This window comes from Streptomyces sp. GL_148 (assembly GCF_057834205.1).
In genome coordinates, this window is the sequence record NZ_CM174396.1 from 2339013 (window position 1) to 2356100 (window position 17088).

The 17088-nt window shown below is 70.5% G+C and carries 15 protein-coding genes; 5 read left to right on the top strand and 10 right to left on the bottom strand.

Going from position 1 to position 17088, the window contains the following annotated elements; all coding sequences use genetic code 11:
• Positions 1 to 53: 53 nt before the first annotated feature.
• The 3 genes from AC3IYI_RS10715 to ctaC are packed head-to-tail and all read right to left on the bottom strand — an operon-like array spanning position 54 to position 3150.
• Positions 54 to 452 (bottom strand): cytochrome c oxidase subunit 4, encoded by a 399-nt coding sequence (locus AC3IYI_RS10715; protein WP_489409954.1) that lies wholly within the window; start codon positions 450 to 452, stop codon positions 54 to 56.
• Complete coding sequence (gene ctaD / locus AC3IYI_RS10720; RefSeq protein WP_489409955.1) at positions 449 to 2179, bottom strand: aa3-type cytochrome oxidase subunit I; 1731 nt, start codon at positions 2177 to 2179, stop codon at positions 449 to 451. The genes AC3IYI_RS10715 and ctaD overlap by 4 nt, the downstream gene beginning before the upstream one ends.
• Positions 2176 to 3150: an aa3-type cytochrome oxidase subunit II gene (gene ctaC / locus AC3IYI_RS10725; protein ID WP_489409956.1), complete on the bottom strand. Its 975-nt coding sequence runs from the start codon at positions 3148 to 3150 to the stop codon at positions 2176 to 2178. The genes ctaD and ctaC overlap by 4 nt, the downstream gene beginning before the upstream one ends.
• 294 nt (positions 3151 to 3444) lie before the next feature.
• Between ctaC and AC3IYI_RS10730 the strand changes: the two genes are divergently transcribed.
• A complete protein-coding gene (locus AC3IYI_RS10730) occupies positions 3445 to 4827 on the top strand; it encodes a cysteine desulfurase/sulfurtransferase TusA family protein (protein WP_489409957.1) in 1383 nt (460 codons plus the stop codon).
• Positions 4828 to 5053: 226 nt separating this feature from the next.
• Here the strand turns inward: AC3IYI_RS10730 and AC3IYI_RS10735 are convergent, their stop codons facing one another.
• On the bottom strand, positions 5054 to 6031 hold the full coding sequence (locus AC3IYI_RS10735; protein WP_489409958.1) for a carbohydrate kinase family protein: 978 nt from the start codon (positions 6029 to 6031) through the stop codon (positions 5054 to 5056).
• Positions 6032 to 6162: 131 nt separating this feature from the next.
• Between AC3IYI_RS10735 and AC3IYI_RS10740 the strand changes: the two genes are divergently transcribed.
• Both AC3IYI_RS10740 and AC3IYI_RS10745 read left to right on the top strand, forming a co-directional pair.
• Complete coding sequence (locus AC3IYI_RS10740; RefSeq protein WP_489409959.1) at positions 6163 to 6357, top strand: hypothetical protein; 195 nt, start codon at positions 6163 to 6165, stop codon at positions 6355 to 6357.
• 90 nt (positions 6358 to 6447) lie between these two features.
• Positions 6448 to 7932 carry a hypothetical protein gene (locus AC3IYI_RS10745; protein ID WP_489409960.1) on the top strand — a complete coding sequence of 495 codons (1485 nt, stop codon included), beginning with the start codon at positions 6448 to 6450 and terminating at the stop codon, positions 7930 to 7932.
• 126 nt (positions 7933 to 8058) lie between these two features.
• Here the strand turns inward: AC3IYI_RS10745 and AC3IYI_RS10750 are convergent, their stop codons facing one another.
• Positions 8059 to 8415 carry a HesB/IscA family protein gene (locus AC3IYI_RS10750; RefSeq protein ID WP_489409961.1) on the bottom strand — a complete coding sequence of 119 codons (357 nt, stop codon included), beginning with the start codon at positions 8413 to 8415 and terminating at the stop codon, positions 8059 to 8061.
• A 329-nt stretch (positions 8416 to 8744) separates the two neighbouring features.
• On the opposite strand from AC3IYI_RS10750, the gene nadA reads away from it, so the two are divergent.
• Positions 8745 to 9947: a quinolinate synthase NadA gene (gene nadA / locus AC3IYI_RS10755; protein WP_489409962.1), complete on the top strand. Its 1203-nt coding sequence runs from the start codon at positions 8745 to 8747 to the stop codon at positions 9945 to 9947.
• A gap of 91 nt (positions 9948 to 10038) precedes the next feature.
• Here nadA and AC3IYI_RS10760 read toward each other — a convergent pair whose 3' ends face one another.
• The 3 genes from AC3IYI_RS10760 to AC3IYI_RS10770 all read right to left on the bottom strand — a co-directional run bounded on the left by AC3IYI_RS10760 (position 10039) and on the right by AC3IYI_RS10770 (position 14964).
• Positions 10039 to 13170: an efflux RND transporter permease subunit gene (locus AC3IYI_RS10760; protein ID WP_489409963.1), complete on the bottom strand. Its 3132-nt coding sequence runs from the start codon at positions 13168 to 13170 to the stop codon at positions 10039 to 10041.
• Between the two features lie 219 nt (positions 13171 to 13389).
• A complete protein-coding gene (locus AC3IYI_RS10765) occupies positions 13390 to 14106 on the bottom strand; it encodes a response regulator (protein ID WP_489409964.1) in 717 nt (238 codons plus the stop codon).
• 36 nt (positions 14107 to 14142) lie between these two features.
• A complete protein-coding gene (locus AC3IYI_RS10770) occupies positions 14143 to 14964 on the bottom strand; it encodes an adenosylcobinamide-GDP ribazoletransferase (protein WP_489409965.1) in 822 nt (273 codons plus the stop codon).
• A 70-nt stretch (positions 14965 to 15034) separates the two neighbouring features.
• Here AC3IYI_RS10770 and AC3IYI_RS10775 point away from each other — a divergent pair, with 70 nt between their 5' ends.
• Entirely contained in the window at positions 15035 to 15799 is a 765-nt protein-coding gene (locus AC3IYI_RS10775; protein ID WP_489409966.1) for a hypothetical protein, read from the top strand.
• Between the two features lie 121 nt (positions 15800 to 15920).
• On the opposite strand, the gene pspAA is transcribed toward AC3IYI_RS10775, so the two are convergent.
• Both pspAA and AC3IYI_RS10785 read right to left on the bottom strand, forming a co-directional pair.
• Positions 15921 to 16199: a PspA-associated protein PspAA gene (gene pspAA, locus AC3IYI_RS10780; protein ID WP_351376001.1), complete on the bottom strand. Its 279-nt coding sequence runs from the start codon at positions 16197 to 16199 to the stop codon at positions 15921 to 15923.
• 13 nt (positions 16200 to 16212) lie between these two features.
• Positions 16213 to 17007: a PspA/IM30 family protein gene (locus AC3IYI_RS10785; protein ID WP_489365544.1), complete on the bottom strand. Its 795-nt coding sequence runs from the start codon at positions 17005 to 17007 to the stop codon at positions 16213 to 16215.
• Positions 17008 to 17088: the final 81 nt, after the last annotated feature.

The window sequence follows — 17088 nt, forward strand, 5'->3', positions numbered from 1 at the left end:
GGGCCCCTGGTCTCACGCTGTGGCCGCCCCGGGGGGCGGTGACACGGGTGCGGCTACTGGTTCTGGTTCTCGCCGCGGTAGTACTCGTACACCCAGCCCCACAGACCGACCAGGATCAGCGGCGCCGAGAAGTACATCAGCCACCAGCCGAAGATGACGCCCATGAAGGCGAAGGCGCCACCGATGGCCAGCGAGAGCGGCTGCCAGCTGTGCGGGGAGAAGAACCCCAGCTCGCCCGCCTCGTCGGCGACGTCGGCCTCCAGGTTGTCCTGGGCCATCTCGTCCACGCGCGCGGCCGTGAAGGCCAGGTAGTAGCCGATCATGGCGCTCAGGCCGAAGGCCAGTGCGAGCGCGGTGGTGCCGACCGGCTCCTTGGACCACACGCCGTACACGACGGTGATGACGAGGATGAAGGCGGCGAGCCACAGGAACATCCTGCCCTGGATCTTCACTTGCCGGCCTCCTTGCCACCAGCGACGGCCTTGGCGGCCACGGCGTGGTCCTCAAGGTGGTCGAGGGCCGCGATCTCGGGGTGGTGCAGATCGAATGCCGGGGATTCGGACCGGATCCTCGGCAGGGTGAGGAAGTTGTGCCGCGGCGGCGGGCAAGACGTCGCCCATTCGAGCGAACGGCCGTAGCCCCACGGGTCGTCGACCTCGACCTTCTTGCCGTACTTCGCCGTCTTCCAGACGTTGTACATGAACGGCAGCATCGACAGGCCCAGCAGGAACGAGCTGATCGTCGAGATGGTGTTCAGCAGCGTGAAGCCGTCCGCCGCGAGGTAGTCCGCGTAACGACGCGGCATGCCCTCGGCACCCAGCCAGTGCTGCACCAGGAAGGTGCCGTGGAAGCCGATGAACAGCGTCCAGAAGGTGATCTTGCCGAGGCGCTCGTCCAGCATCTTGCCCGTGAACTTCGGCCACCAGAAGTGGAAGCCCGCGAACATCGCGAAGACCACGGTGCCGAAGACGACGTAGTGGAAGTGCGCGACGACGAAGTACGAGTCGGAGACGTGGAAGTCCATCGGGGGCGAGGCCAGGATGACGCCGGTCAGGCCACCGAAGGTGAAGGTGACCAGGAAGCCGATCGTCCAGAGCATCGGGGTCTCGAAGGACAACGAGCCCTTCCACATCGTGCCGATCCAGTTGAAGAACTTCACACCGGTCGGAACCGCGATGAGGAACGTCATGAAGGAGAAGAACGGCAGCAGCACACCGCCGGTGACGTACATGTGGTGGGCCCACACGGTCACCGAAAGGCCGGCGATCGAGATCGTCGCGGCGATCAGGCCGATGTAACCGAACATCGGCTTGCGCGAGAAGACCGGAATGATCTCGGAAACGATTCCGAAGAACGGCAGCGCGATGATGTACACCTCTGGGTGTCCGAAGAACCAGAAGAGGTGTTGCCATAGCAGGGCGCCGCCGTTCGCGGCGTCGAAGACGTGCGAACCGAACTTGCGGTCGGCCTCCAGCGCGAAGAGCGCGGCGGCCAGCACCGGGAAGGCGAGCAGGACCAGAACACCGGTCAGCAGCACGTTCCAGGTGAAGATCGGCATGCGGAACATGGTCATGCCGGGGGCGCGCATGCAGATGATCGTGGTGATGAAGTTGACCGAACCGAGGATCGTGCCGAAGCCCGAGAAGGCCAGACCCATGATCCACATGTCGGCGCCGATGCCCGGCGAGCGGACGGCGTCCGACAGCGGGGAGTAGGCGAACCAGCCGAAGTCGGCGGCACCCGAAGGGGTGACGAAGCCGGCCACCGCGATGGTCGAACCGAAGAGGTACAGCCAGTACGCGAACATGTTCAGCCGCGGGAACGCCACGTCGGGCGCGCCGATCTGCAGCGGCATGATCCAGTTCGCGAAGCCCGCGAACAGCGGGGTGGCGAACATCAGCAGCATGATCGTGCCATGCATGGTGAACGCCTGGTTGAACTGCTCGTTCGACATGATCTGCGAACCCGGACGGGCCAGCTCGGCGCGCATGACGAGCGCCAGGAGACCGCCGATGAGGAAGAACACGAACGACGTGAGCAGGTACATCGTGCCGATGGTCTTGTGGTCGGTAGTGGTCAACCACTTCACGACGACATTGCCCGGCTGCTTGCTCCGTACCGGCAACTCGTTCTCGTACGAGTCGGCCTCGGCACCCTGAGGCTGGTTGAGGATGCTCACAGTTTGTTCACCTCAGCATTGCGGGCCGGGTCGGTCTGCTGGATACCGGCCGGGAGGAAGCCGGTCTGACCCTTCTCCGCGAGCTCCTTCAGGTGCGCCTTGTACGCCTCCGGGGAGACGACCTTGACGTTGAAGAGCATTCGGGAGTGGTCGACACCGCAGAGCTCGGCGCACTTGCCCATGAAGACGCCCTCTTCGGTCGGGGTGACCTCGAAGACGTTGGTGTGCCCCGGAATGACGTCCTGCTTGAACAGGAAGGGGACCACCCAGAAGGAGTGGATGACGTCGTTGGACGACAGGATGAAGCGGACCTTCTCACCCTTCGGCAGCCAGAGCGTCGGGCCCGGGTTGCCGGTCTCCGCGTTCCGGTCGCTCGGGACGCCCTTGGTGTAGACGCCTTCGGCGCCCGCGGGGAAGTCCTTGGTGAAGCGGTCCGGAATGGCGGCGAGTTCCTTGGGAACCTCGCCCGCCTTCGGAGTCGCCGGATCGCCGTCGACGTCCTCGACGTAGTTGAAGCCCCAGCTCCACTGGTAGCCGATCACGTTGATCGTGTGCGGCGGCTTCGGGGTGAGGGCGAGCAGCTTCGACTCGTCACGCGCGGTGAAGTAGAAGAGCACCGAGACGATGATGAGCGGGACCACGGTGTACAGCGCCTCGATGGGCATGTTGTACCGGGTCTGCGGGGGAACCTCGACCTTGGTCCGGCTGCGCCGGTGGAAGATGACGCTCCACACGATCAGGCCCCACACGAGGATGCCGGTGATCAGAGCGGCCGCCCAGGACCCCTGCCACAGGGAGAGGATGCGAGGCGCCTCTTCAGTGACCGGAGTGGGCAATCCGAGGCGGGGGAAGTCTTTCCATGTATACGAGCAACCAGTGGCGGTCGCCAGGACCACGCCCGCAGTCAGCGCCTGCAGCAGCTTCCGCCGCATCGGGCGCCGCGGCGAGCGGTCGGAGCCGTAGGGACTCACGTAGCGCCTTCCCGAGAGTCTCGGCCCGCGCGGCCGGCCGCGGCCGCATTCGGGTCGGTCGCCGGCCCTGACGCAGGCAGGGGTTTGGATGTTTATGCGGACCAAACCCTACTGGACGCTATTTGGGGTCGCGCGGGGAGGGTGCCCAACGCGCCGTTACTGACCCCGAAGGGATGGATCCGCCGTACGGGGGACGGCCCAACGGGCCCCGAATGGCGGGGTCCCGGCGACATCTGACGGGCCCTGACCTCGCCCGATCGCGGCGCCGGCGTGGCGGGCGGTTAGCGTGGCCGGATGCCGTACTTCGACACCGCGTCCGCCGCCCCGCTGCACCCCGTGGCCCGGCAGGCGCTCCAGGCCTCCCTTGACGAGGGCTGGGCCGACCCGGCCCGGCTGTACCGCGAAGGGCGGCGGGCCCGGCTGCTGCTGGACGCGGCGCGGGAGGCGGCGGCGGAGGCGGTGGGCTGCCGCCCCGACGAGCTCGTGTTCACTCCTTCGGGGACGCACGCGGTTCACTCGGGCATGGCCGGTGTCCTGGCGGGGCGTCGGCGCGTCGGCGGGCATCTGGTCGTATCAGCGGTGGAACACAGTTCCGTACTCCACGCGGCGGAGGTCCACGTGGCGGGCGGCGGGCGGGTCGAGGAGGTCCCGGTGGACCGGTTCGGCCGGGTCGCCGCCTCCTCCTACGCGGAACTCCTGGGGCCCTCCACCGCGCTGGCCTGCCTCCAGTCGGCCAACCACGAGGTCGGCACCGTCCAGCCCGTGGCGGAGGTGGCCGAGGTGTGCGCCGCCGCCGGGGTGCCGCTGCTGGTGGACGCCGCGCAGTCGCTGGGCTGGGGGCCGGTCCCCGGAGGCTGGTCCGTGCTGTGCGCCAGCGCCCACAAATGGGGCGGCCCGGCCGGAGTCGGCCTGCTGGCGGTCCGCAAGGGAGTGCGCTTCTCCCCCCAAGGCCCCGCCGACGAAAGGGAGTCGGGGCGCTCCCCCGGCTTCGTCAACCTCCCCGCGGCCGTCGCCGCGGCGGCCTCCCTGCGGGCGGTGCGCGCCGAGGCGGACGCGGAGGCGGCCCGCCTGCGGATCCTGGTGGACCGGCTGCGGCGGCGGGTTGCCCGTCTGGTGCCGGACGTGGAGGTGGTGGGCCATCCCGACCTCCGGCTCCCGCACCTGGTCACCTTCTCCTGCCTGTACGTGGACGGGGAGACCCTGCTCCACGGGCTGGACCGGGCGGGCTACTCCGTCTCCTCCGGCTCCTCGTGCACCAGCTCGACCCTGACGCCGTCCCATGTCCTGCGGGCGATGGGGGTGCTGTCGGAGGGAAACGTACGGGTGTCCCTGCCGGCCGGTACGACGGCGGCGGAGGTCAACGGCTTCCTGGAGGTCCTGCCGGGGCTGGTGGCGGGGGTCCGCGAGCAACTCGGCGTGGTGGAAGCGGTGGTGGCCGCCGATCCGGAGGCGCAGTCCCTGGAACTGGACACCCTCGGCCTGCGGTGTCCGCAGCCGGTGATCGAGCTGGCCCGGGCCATCGGCCGGGTCCCGGTGGGTGGCACGGTGACCGTCCTGTCGGACGACGAGGTGGCGCGGCTGGACATCCCGGCGTGGTGCGCGATGCGCGGGCAGGTCTACGTGGGCGAAGCCCCGCGTCCCCTCGGTACTGCGTACACGGTCCGCCGGGCGGTCTGACCCGTCCTGCGGCCCGGGGGCGGGGCGGCCCTGCGGGGCTGTCCCCTACCCGCCCTTCCACCGTTCCCCGGGGCTGCGCCCCGGACCCCCTGGGGCTCCGCCCCGGACCCCGCGCCTCAAACGCCGGCGGGGCTGGATTTGCCGCTGCGCGGCAAATCCAGCCCGTCCGGCGTTTGAGGACCTGGTCCCGCCCACGGACGGGGACGGAGCCGGGCGCCGCGAGGGGCTACGCCGGGAGGTGGGACTGGACTTCCGCCGCCGCCTCGTCGCCGTAGGCCTTCGTGAAGCGCTCCATGAAGTGGGCCCGGCCCAGGGTGTACTCCTGGGTGCCCAGGGTCTCGATGACGAGCGTGGCCAGCATGCAGCCGACCTGAGCGGCCCGCTCCAGGCCGACGCCCCAGCCCAGACCGGTCAGGAAGCCCGCGCGGAACGCGTCGCCGACACCCGTCGGGTCGACCTTCGCGTTCTCCTCCGGGCAGCCGACCACGATCGGGTCGTGGCCGACCCGCTCGATGCGGACGCCGTTCGAGCCGAGCGTGGTGACCCGGGTGCCGACCTTCGCCAGGATCTCCGCGTCGGTCCAGCCGGACTTCGCCTCGATGAGGCCCTTCTCGTACTCGTTCGAGAAGAGGTACGTCGCGCCCTCCATCAGGGTGCGGATGTTGTCGCCGTCCATCCGGGCGATCTGCTGCGAGAAGTCCGCGGCGAAGGGGATCGCCCGCGTGCGGCACTCCTCCGTGTGGCGCAGCATCGCCTCGGGGTCGTCCGCGCCGATCAGGACGAGGTCCAGGCCGCCGACCCGGTCCGCGACCGACTTCAGCTCGATCAGGCGGGCCTCGCTCATCGCGCCCGTGTAGAAGGAGCCGATCTGGTTGTGGTCGGCGTCCGTCGTGCAGACGAAGCGCGCGGTGTGCAGGACCTCGGAGATCCGCACGGACTGGGTGTCGACGCCGTGCCGGTCGAGCCAGGCGCGGTACTCGTCGAAGTCGGAGCCGGCCGCTCCGACGAGGATCGGCCGGGCGCCGAGCTGCCCCATTCCGAAGCAGATGTTCGGGCCGACGCCGCCGCGCCGTACGTCGAGGTTGTCGACGAGGAAGGAGAGGGAGACCGTGTGCAGCTGGTCCGCGACCAACTGGTCGGCGAAGCGGCCGGGGAAGGTCATGAGGTGGTCGGTGGCGATGGAGCCGGTGACTGCGATACGCACGGCGTGGATGCTCCTGCGAGGGACGGCAAGGGGACATTCAAAACTACCCGGTCGGCGGGCCGTGGCCGACCGGCAGAAACTACCCCGTAGTAGCTCTTTCTTCACCCGCGGCGCCGTGCCTACCGTGCCCCATGACCTACACCGATCGCTTCACGGCGGGCACCGAGTTCGAGCAGCTGCTGGGTGACTGCGCCCGGATGGCCCCGCACTGGCCGGTTCCCGCGGATCCGCGGCCGGATCGGGTTGCCCCCTCCCAGATCAACGGGATCCGCGTCCCGGCGGCCTCGGCCCGGCTCATCGCCTCCACGGCGGTCTACGGCTATTAGGCCGTCTGATCAGGGCCCGGCGGAACCGGATCCGCGTCTGTTCCGTCACACCCGCATCACCCCATGCGGGACGGGCAAAGGAGCGATGCGGTGACCAGCGAACAACCCGATGCACCCGAGACACCCGAGGCGCTGAGCACCCCCGGTGCGTCACGTGCCACACGACGGCGGCCGGTCTGGGTCGTCGGTTCGATCGCGGCCGCCGTCCTGCTGACCGGCGGCGGCACCGCGTACTGGGCGTCCACCGCCCACGGAGAGGGCCGTACGGGCGACAGCGCGGCCTCCGCGCCCCGCGCGCTGCCCACTCCGCCCGGGCCCGGCATCGCCCCCGGCGAGCCCGACCCCTCCGGCGGCGGGGTCACGTACACCGCCGATGTCCCGCTCCCGGACGGCCCGGCCAAGGCGCCGGCCTTCCGAGCGAGCGGTGAGGTGACCTCCGCCGAGGTGGCGCGGCTCGCGGCGGCGCTCGGGATCTCCGGCGCGCCCCGGCTCGCCGGGGAGACCTGGCAGGCCGGGGAGAGCGCGGACGGCTCCGGGCCCCGGCTCACGGTGAACCTCAAGGCTCCCGGGACCTGGAACTTCTCCCGCTTCCAGGTCGGCGGCACCGGGGACGACTGCGTGCGCGGCAAGGACACCTGCGGCCCCGCCACCCTCCCCCAGGACCTGGGTCAGGAGCACGGTGGCACCGCCGGGACACCCGTCTCCGAGGAGGCCGCCAAGGCCGCCGCCGCGCCCGTGCTGGCGGCCGTGGGCCAGGGCTCGGCCGCGCTCGACGCCCGGATCGCCCAGGGCTCCGTACGCCTGGTGACGGCCGACCCGGTGGTCGGCGGCCTGCACACGCAGGGCTGGTCCACCAGGATCGGCGTCGGGACGGACTCCCGGGTGGTGTCGGGCAGTGGCGAGCTGAAGGTTCCGGTGCGGGCCGCCGAGCAGCCGGTGATCGGCGCCGTGGACGCGCTGGCCCGGCTGAACGACAAGTCCCGGGGCTCCGGCGCCACGGACCCGGGCCCGAGCGGCTGCGCCACGAGCGTCCCGCTGACCCCGGACACCCCGGACGGCGCCACGGACACGCTGCCGTGCAACCCGGAGCCCCGGCCGATGAAGCCGCCGCGGACGGAGTCGGTGCGGGCCGCCGAGCTCGGGCTGGTCCCTGGCACGGTCGACGGGGCCCGCGGCCTCGTGCCGGCCTGGCTGTTCGAGGTGGCCGGCAAGGGCGGCGGCCCGGGCCACACGGTGGCCCAGCCGGCGGGGCTGACCGAGGAGACTCCCCCGGTCGACCTGCCCACCCCGGTCGACCCGCCCGCGAAGGGACAGACCGTGCCCGGTTTCTCGTACTCCTCGGCCGACCGGACGCTGACCGTGAACTTCTGGGGCGGGGTGTGCAGCACGTACGCCCTGGAGGTCCGTGAGCAGCCGGAGTCGGTGATGGTGAGGATCACGGACACCCCGAACAAGCCGGGGCAGGCCTGCATCATGCTGGCGCAGGAGATGACGGTGACGGGTGCGCTCCAGCAGCCGCTCGGCGACCGCAAGGTGATCGACGCCACCACGGGCAAGGCCGTCCCCCGCCAGTAGGCGCCGGGACGCCGGCAGGCGCCGGGACGCGCGAGAGGGGCCCGTCCGCGGATGTCCGCGGGCGGGCCCCTCTCGTGTGCCCTGCGAGCTCGGCCGGCCCTTACGAGCCGGCCGGGCCGTCGGGGCTTAGTTGAACGAGTCGCCGCAGGCGCAGGAGCCCGTGGCGTTCGGGTTGTCGATCGTGAAGCCCTGCTTCTCGATGGTGTCGACGAAGTCGATGGACGCACCGTGCAGGTACGGGGAGCTCATCCGGTCGGTGACGACCTTCACACCGTCGAAGTCCTTCACGACGTCGCCGTCGAGGGAGCGCTCGTCGAAGAAGAGCTGGTAGCGCAGGCCCGAGCAGCCACCGGGCTGGACGGCGACGCGCAGCGCCAGGTCATCGCGGCCTTCCTGCCCCAGCAGGGTCCTGACCTTTTCGGCGGCGGCGTCGGACAGGAGGATGCCGTCGCTCACGGTGGTCTTTTCGTCCTGTACGGACATCTGCATTCACTCCCGAAGTGGGCGGCTCCCCGCCGGGAGCGGGGAAACGTCGGACTCTTGCCGTCGGTGGCAACGAGCGGGACCGCGGATTCATTCCGGGACCCGACGCGTCTTTCAGAAATTCCATGCTCGCACACCGCTGCGCGGTGGTGGGTCCCCGCGAGGTCTGCGCGAGATCCCCGCGAGGTCCCGGTGCCCGGCGGGCGAATGCGTCACATCGACACTATCGGCATCGTCAAAGTGACATGAAGCAGTTATGATAGATAGCGTCAAATAGACGAGAAGTCGAAGCGATGGCTTCAGAAGTCCCTTGTCGCAGAACAGAAAGGGTGCGTGTCGTGACCACCGCCCAGCCTTTGGACAACCAGCCTTTGGACGTCCAGCCGACGCCCCTTGCCTTGCTGCTGCTCGGCCGCGAAGCCGACCCCAAGAGCGAGCGCGGGGTGGAGTGCCCCGGCGACCTGCCCTCGCCGTCGGACCCGGACCTCGTGGCGCGCGCCCGCGCCGCCAAGGAGAAGCTCGGGGACAAGGTCTTCATCCTCGGCCACCACTACCAGCGTGACGAGGTCATCGAGTTCGCCGACGTCACCGGTGACTCCTTCAAGCTCGCCAAGGACGCGGCCGCCAGGCCGGAGGCCGAGTACATCGTCTTCTGCGGCGTCCACTTCATGGCCGAGTCCGCGGACATCCTCACCTCGGACGCCCAGAAGGTGGTCCTGCCGGACCTCGCCGCGGGCTGTTCGATGGCCGACATGGCCACCGCCGAGCAGGTTGCGGAGTGCTGGGACGTGCTGACCGAGGCCGGTATCGCCGGAGCCACGGTCCCCGTCTCGTACATGAACTCCTCGGCCGACATCAAGGCCTTCACCGGCAAGCACGGCGGCACGATCTGTACCTCGTCCAACGCGAAGAAGGCCCTGGAGTGGGCGTTCGAGCAGGGCGAGAAGGTGCTCTTCCTCCCGGACCAGCACCTGGGCCGCAACACCGCCGTCCGCGACATGGGCATGACCCTCGACGACTGCGTGCTGTACAACCCGCACAAGCCGAACGGCGGCCTGACCGTCGAGCAGCTGCGGAACGCCAAGATGATCCTGTGGCGCGGCCACTGCTCGGTGCACGGCCGCTTCTCGGTCGACTCCGTCAACGACGTGCGCGCCCGCATCCCCGGCGTGAACGTGCTGGTCCACCCCGAGTGCAAGCACGAGGTCGTGGCGGCCGCTGACTACGTCGGCTCCACCGAGTACATCATCAAGGCGCTGGAGGCGGCCCCGGCCGGCTCCAAGTGGGCCATCGGCACCGAGCTGAACCTCGTCCAGCGCCTGGCGAACCGTTTCGCCTCGGAGGACAAGGAGGTCGTCTTCCTCGACAAGACGGTCTGCTTCTGCTCGACCATGAACCGCATCGACCTCCCCCACCTGGTGTGGACCCTGGAGTCCCTGGCCGAGGGCAACCTCGTCAACCAGATCCAGGTCGACAAGGAGACCGAGAGCTTCGCCAAGCTCGCCCTGGAGCGGATGCTCGCGCTTCCGTAACCCGGTCCCACAGCCACGACGACCGAAGGGCCGCCCCTCCTGCGAGGGGCGGCCCTTCGGCGTGTACGGGTTGTACGGGTTCCCCCGCGGGTCAGACCTTGACCGGGCTCTCGTCCTGCGCCGGGGCGGACGGGGCCGGGACCACGGTCAGGCGGGCCGTCTTCTTCGCGCTGCGGCGCTCCTTGCGGAGCTCCAGCATCGTGTAGAGGGTCGGCACCAGGAGCAGGGTCAGCAGCGTGGAGCTGATCAGACCGCCGATGACGACCACCGCGAGCGGCTGCGAGATGAAGCCGCCCTCGCCGGTGACGCCCAGCGCCATCGGGAGCAGCGCGAAGATCGTCGCCAGTGCCGTCATCAGGATCGGGCGCAGACGGTGGCGGCCGCCCTCGACGACCGCCTCGATCACGCCGTAGCCCTGGGCCCGGTACTGGTTGACCAGGTCGATCAGGACGATCGCGTTGGTCACGACGATGCCGATGAGCATCAGCATGCCGATCAGCGCCGGGACGCCGAGCGGGGTGCCGGTGACCAGGAGCAGGCCGAGCGCGCCGGTCGCCGCGAAGGGGATCGAGACCAGCAGGATCAGCGGCTGGACCAGCGAGCGGAACGTCGCGACGAGCAGCATGAACACGATCGCGATGGCCGCGAGCATGGCCAGGCCCAGCTGGCCGAAGGCCTCGCTCTGGTCCTGTCCGACGCCGCCGATGGTGGCCGTGGCGCCCGCGGGCAGGTCCAGGGCCTTGATCTTCGACTGCAGGGTCGAGCTGACGGCGCCGGTGTTGTCGCCGACCGGCTTCGCGCTGATGGTCGCGGCGCGGGCGCCGTCGATCCGGGTCATCGCGACGGGGCCGGGGACCTCCTTGACCTCGGCGATGTCGCCGAGCTTCACCGGGCCGACGGGCAGCGCCTGCAGCTGGGCCAGGGTGGCGGCCGGCTGCGCGGACCTGATGACGATGTCCCGCTCGGTGTCGTCCAGTACGGCCTTGCCCGCCGGGTTGCCGCGTACGGCCTGGCCGACGATGGCGCCGAGCGCGGCCTGGTTCAGGCCGAACTCCGCGGCCTTGGGGGTGGCGGTGACCGAGATCCGGGGCACGGACTGCGACAGGTCGCTCTGGACGTCGGTGACGTCCTCGATCTTCGCCACCTCGGCGCGGACCTGCTCGGCGGCCTGGGCGAGGACGGCCCCGTCACCGGCCTTGACGACGACGCTGAGGTTCTGGCTGCCGAAGCCGTCACCGGCCGCGATGGTGGTCTCGCCTATGCCGTCGATCCCCTTCAGGGCGGTCTCGATGTGCTTCTTGGCGGGCTCGGTCTTCTCCGAGCTCTCCAGCGTGACCTGGTACGAGGCCTGGTTGGAGCCCGTACCGCCGCCGAAGGCGGCCATGAAGCCGGAGGAGCCGACGGTGACCTGGTAGTCCTTGACCCCGTCGGTCCCGTCCAGAACCTTCTCGACCTTGCGGCTGGCCTCGTCGGCGGCCGCCAGCGAGGTGCCGGGCGGGAGCTGCTGCTTGATGCTCAGGACTTCCTGCTCGCCCTGGTCGAAGAAGTTCGTCTTGAGCAGCGGGGTCATGCCCAGCGTCGCGACGAACACCACGACGGCGACGATCAGGGTGGCGACCCGGCGGCGGGTGACCAGGCCCAGCGCCCGTACGTAGAACTGCTGGAGCTTGCTGCGGGACTCCTTCTCCTCGGCCTCGCGGCGGGCCTTCTCGATGCTCGCGGCGTCCCCCTCGCTGACGCCCTTCGGCGCGCGCAGGAACCAGTACGAGAGCACCGGGACGACCGTCAGGGAGACGAGCAGCGAGGCCATCAGGGCCGCGGTGACGGTGATGGAGAACGGGCCGAAGAACTGGCCCACCATGCCGCCGACGAAGGCGATCGGCAGGAAGACGGCGACGGTGGTGAGCGTGGAGGAGGTGACCGCGCCGGCCACCTCCTTGACCGCGGTGATGATCGCGTGCTGTCGCTCCTCGCCGTAGCCGAGGTGGCGCTTGATGTTCTCCAGGACCACGATCGAGTCGTCGACGACCCGGCCGATGGCGATGGTGAGCGCGCCCAGCGTCAGCATGTTGAGGGAGAGGTCGCGGGTCCACAGCACGATCAGCGCGAGGACGACGGACAGCGGGATGGAGACCGCGGTGACCAGCGTCGAGCGCAGCGAGCCGAGGAAGACCAGGATCACGACGACCGCGAAGACCAGGCCGAGCAGGCCCTCGGTGGTCAGGCCCGAGATGGACTTGGCGACGGCCGGGCCCTGGTCGCTGACCACGGCCAGGTCGGCGCCGGAGCCGAGGGTGGAGCGGAGCTCGGGCAGCTTGTCCTTGACCGCGTCCGAGATGGCGACGGCGCTGCCGTCCTTGTCCATGGTGAGGACCAGGGCGAGGCTGGGCTTGCCGTTGGTGCGGGTGAGGGAGTCGGCCTTGGCGGGCTCCTGCTTCACGCTCGCCACGTCGCCGAGGCGGACGGCGGGCTTGCCCGGTCCGGCGGTGAGGCGCAGGCCCTCCAGCTGGGCGAGCGAGGTGTAGCCCGAACCGACGCGCACGGTGCGGTTCTTGCCCGCCTCGTCGAAGGAGCCGGCGGGGATCGTGGCGCCGCCCGCCTGGAGGCCCTGGGCCAGGGCCGCGCCGTCGAGGCCGGCGGCGGCGAGCTTGGCGTCGTCGGGGGTGACGGTGACCTGGAGGTCCCGGACCCCGTCGACGGTGACCTGGCCGACGCCCGCGATGTCCTCCAGTACGGGGACCACGGACTGGGTCAGCTGGTCGGCCAGCGCCTGCTGGTCCTTGTCGGAGGTGACGGCGAGGACCACGGTCGGCATGTCGTCGGTGGAACCGGCGATCACCTGCGGGTCCACCTCGGCGGGCAGCCGTACGCGGGCCCGGTTGACGGCCTGCTGGACGTCGGCGACGAGCTGCTTGGTGCCGTCGTCGCCGTAGTCGAAGGTCGCCATGATGAGGGCGTTGCCCTCGCTGGCGGTGGAGGTGATGCCGGTGATCCCGTCGACGCCCTTGAGCATGGCTTCGATCGGTTCGACGACCTGCTTCTCCACCACGTCGGGCGAGGCGCCCTGGTACGGCGCGAGGACGGACACCATCGGCAGGTCGATGGAGGGCAGCAGCTGCTGCTTGAGCTGCGGGATGGCAATGGCGCCGAAGAGGAGCGCGACGAGCGACACGAGGCCGACCAGCGCCCTTTGGGCGAGGCTGAAGCGGGACAGCCGGAACATGGCTATGGGGATCTCTCTGCAGGGACGCGGTGACGTCTACGAGGCATGACGGAGCCGTGCCTTCGGGCACGCGCGGGGCCCCTCAGCCTCTCCTGCGCAGGGGCACGCCGACGTCGCCCCCAGGTCCCGTCCTTATCCGGGGCATACCGCGTCCGCAGTAGACGGGGCTACTCCGAACTGCTGCGAACCCACAGCCAACCCACTGCCAACCCGCTGCGCCTACTCGGCCCTGGGCCGGACCAGTCCCGATTCGTAGGCGATGACCACCAATTGCGCCCTGTCGCGGGCGCCGAGTTTGGACATGGCCCGGTTCACGTGGGTCTTGACGGTGAGCGGGCTGACTTCCAGCCGGCGGGCGATCTCGTCGTTGGACAGGCCCGCCGCCACGAGGACGAGGACCTCGCGCTCGCGTCCGGTCAGCGCGGACAGGCGCTGTACGTGGGCGGCGCCCGCGGCGGGGGTGTCCCCCTCGCCGCCGCCCTGCGCGAGGAAGGTGGCGATGAGCCCCTTGGTGGCGGCCGGGGAGAGCAGTGCGTCGCCGGCGGCCGCGACGCGGATGGCGTTGAGCAGCTCCTCGGGCTCGGCGCCCTTGCCGAGGAACCCGGAGGCGCCCGCCCGCAGGGCCGCCGCCACGTACTCGTCCACCTCGAAGGTCGTCAGCATCACCACGCGCACGTCGGCCAGTTCGGGGTCGGCACTGATCAGCCGGGTGGCGGCGAGGCCGTCGGTGCCGGGCATCCGGATGTCCATGAGCACGACGTCGGGCCGCTCCGTGCGGGCCAGCTCGAAGGCCTGCGCCCCGTCGGAGGCCTCCCCGACGACACGCATGTCGGCCTCGGAGTCGACGAGCACCTTGAACGCGCTGCGCAGCAGGGCTTGATCGTCGGCGAGGAGCACCCGGATGGGCGTCGGGGCCTGGTTCGGGGTCGTTTCCACGCCCTGACCCTACGTCGCCCCGCGCAGCGGGGGGGCCTAGCCCAGGGCCAGTACGACGAGGGCCGTCGTCGCCGAGACCTCGGCCAGGGCTCCGAAGACATCGCCCGTGACCCCGTCGAAGCGGCGTACGCAGCGGCGGAGCAGGGCCTCCGACGCCAGCAGGGCGGCCAGGACCGCCACCGCGTGCTGCGCGGCGGCCGGCAGGCCCAGGGGCAGCGCGGCGGCGGCGGACAGGACCACCACGAGTCCGGCGACCACGGCGGCCGCCCGGCGCGGGACGACTCCGGCGACCGCCGCGCCCAGCCCCTCGGGGCGGGCCGGGGGAACCCCGTCGCGGGAGGCCAGGGTCATGGCGAGGCGCGCGGTGACGGCGGCGGCCACGGCGGCCAGCGCACCCCGGTTCCAGCTGTCGGCGTACACGTCGGCCAGCGCCGCGACCTGGACCAGCAGCACGAACACCAGCGCCACCACCCCGAAGGGGCCGATGTCGGACTGCTTCATGATGCGCAGCGCGGCGTCGGCGGGCTTGGCGCTGCCCAGTCCGTCCACCGTGTCGGCGAGGCCGTCCAGGTGCAGGGCGCGGGTCAGGGCCGCCGGGACGGCGACGGTGACGGCCGCGGCGAGCAGCGGACCGCCGCCGCACAGCAGCAGGAGCACCCCGGGCACGGCGGCGAGGAGGCCCACGACGAGCCCGGCGAGCGGGGCGCAGGCCATGCCGGTGCGGGCGGCGGGACGGTCCCAGCGGGTGATCCGCGCGGGCAGCGCGGTGAGCGTGCCGAAGGCGAATCGGACCCCGTCGAGCAGGGAGGCCCGGTCCGGGGGCGGGGTCAGGGGCGGGCCGTCGTACGAATCTGTCATCGGCGCGAACGCTACCCGCTCGTCGGGACCGGTAAGTTACCGATAACGCCCCAAACCGGGAGGTGGTGGCATGGGTCACTGGTGGTATCGCAACATTGTGGAGCCGGGGAAGCTCCCGCTGCTCCTCGCGCTGGTCGCCTTCGTCCTGTCCTTCCTGGTCACCCGCATGATCACCCGCATGATCCGGGCGGGCCGGGGGCCCTTCAAGAACGTCACCCCGGGCGGGATGCACATCCACCACGTGGTCCCCGGTGTGATCCTCGTGATCATCGGCGGCTTCGGAGCGATCGGCAGCGCAAGGCACAGCTTCGGGGCGGGGTTGTCAGCCGTGATCTTCGGGCTGGGGGCGGGGCTGGTGATGGACGAGTTCGCGCTGATCCTGCACCTGGACGACGTCTACTGGAGCGAGCAGGGGCGCAAGAGCGTGGAGATCGTCGTCCTGACGGCGGCGGTCGTGGCGCTGGTGCTGGGCGGTTTCCTGCCGTTCGGGGTCAACGACCTCACCGAGGACGAGCGGCACAACCGCGGACTGGTCGCCATGAACACGGCGACCAACTTCTTCCTCGCCCTGATCGCCCTGTGGAAGGGCAAGGCGCGCACCGCCTTCTTCGGCACGGTCATCCCCTTCGTCGCGCTGATCGGCGCGATCCGCCTCGCCCGGCCCGGCTCCCCGTACGCGAAGAAGTTCTACGCGAACCGCCCGAAGGCACGGGCCAAGGCCAAGCTGCGCGCCTTCCACCACGACCGCCGGTGGTCCTCGCCGCGGCGCAGGTTCGAGAACTTCATCGGCGGGACCCCGGACGAGGAACAGATCCCTGCGAAGGAACCGCACTGAAGGAGCTGCACCAAGGAGCTGCACCAAGGAGCTGCACCAAGGAGCTGCACTGACGGCGAAGAGGGCCCGCCCCCGTGGGGGGCGGGCCCTCTCCCTTACGCCTGTTCGCAGTCAGCCCGGGTCAGCCCGGGATCAGCCCGTCGTCGCGGAGCATCTCCCGCACCTCGTCGAGCGAGGCGTCGGGGGCGGGCAGGATCAGCTCGGACGGCTCCAGCGCCTCGTCGGGCAGCGGCTCGCCGAGCCGCCGCACGGCGGCGAGCAGCTCGCCCAGCGTGCGCCGGAAGCCCTCCTCGTCACCGCTCTCCATCTCCGCGAGCAGTTCGTCGTCCAGCTTGTTGAGCTCGGTGAAGTGGCTGTCCGCCAGCTCCACCTGACCTTCCCCCATGATGCGGACAATCACGACGGGCCCCGTCCTACTGCTTGTCGAACCGGTGCTGGGTCTGCGGCTGCTGGCCGGCGCCCGGGGCGCCGCCCTCGATGGCCGACTGCTGGGCGGAGGGGCCGCCCGCCAGCTCGGCCTTCATGCGCTGGAGCTCCAGCTCCACGTCCGTCCCGCCGGAGAGGCGGTCGAGCTCGGCCTGGATGTCGTCCTTGGAGCCGAGGCCGCTCCGGTCGTCGAGCGCGCCGGAGGCGAGCAGCTCGTCGATCGCGCCGGCGCGGGCCTGGAGCTGCGCCGTCTTGTCCTCGGCGCGCTGGATGGCGAGGCCGACGTCGCTCATCTCCTCGGAGATGCCGGAGAAGGACTCGGCGATCCGCGTCTGCGCCTGGGCGGCCGTGTACGTGGCCTTGATGGTCTCCTTCTTCGTACGGAAGGCGTCCACCTTGGCCTGCAGCCGCTGCGCGGCGAGGGTCAGCTTCTCCTCCTCGCCCTGGAGGGTCTGGTGCTGCACCTCCAGGTCGCTGACCTGCTGCTGCAGCGAGGCGCGACGGGACAGGGCCTCGCGGGCCAGGTCCTCGCGGCCCAGGGCCAGCGCCTTGCGGCCCTGGTCCTCCAGCTTGCTGGACTGGCCCTGGAGCTGGTTCAGCTGCAGCTCCAGGCGCTTGCGGGACGTCGCCACGTCGGCGACGCCGCGGCGCACCTTCTGAAGCAGTTCGAGCTGCTTCTGGTACGAGTAGTCGAGGGTCTCGCGCGGGTCCTCGGCCCGGTCCAGGGCCTTGTTCGCCTTCGCGCGGAAGATCATCCCCATACGCTTCATGACACCGCTCATGGGCTTCGCGCGCCCCCTTCTAGACGGACTGTGCTCCAGGTCACCAACAAGACCCACAGTACGGGCCCTGTCTCTATTACC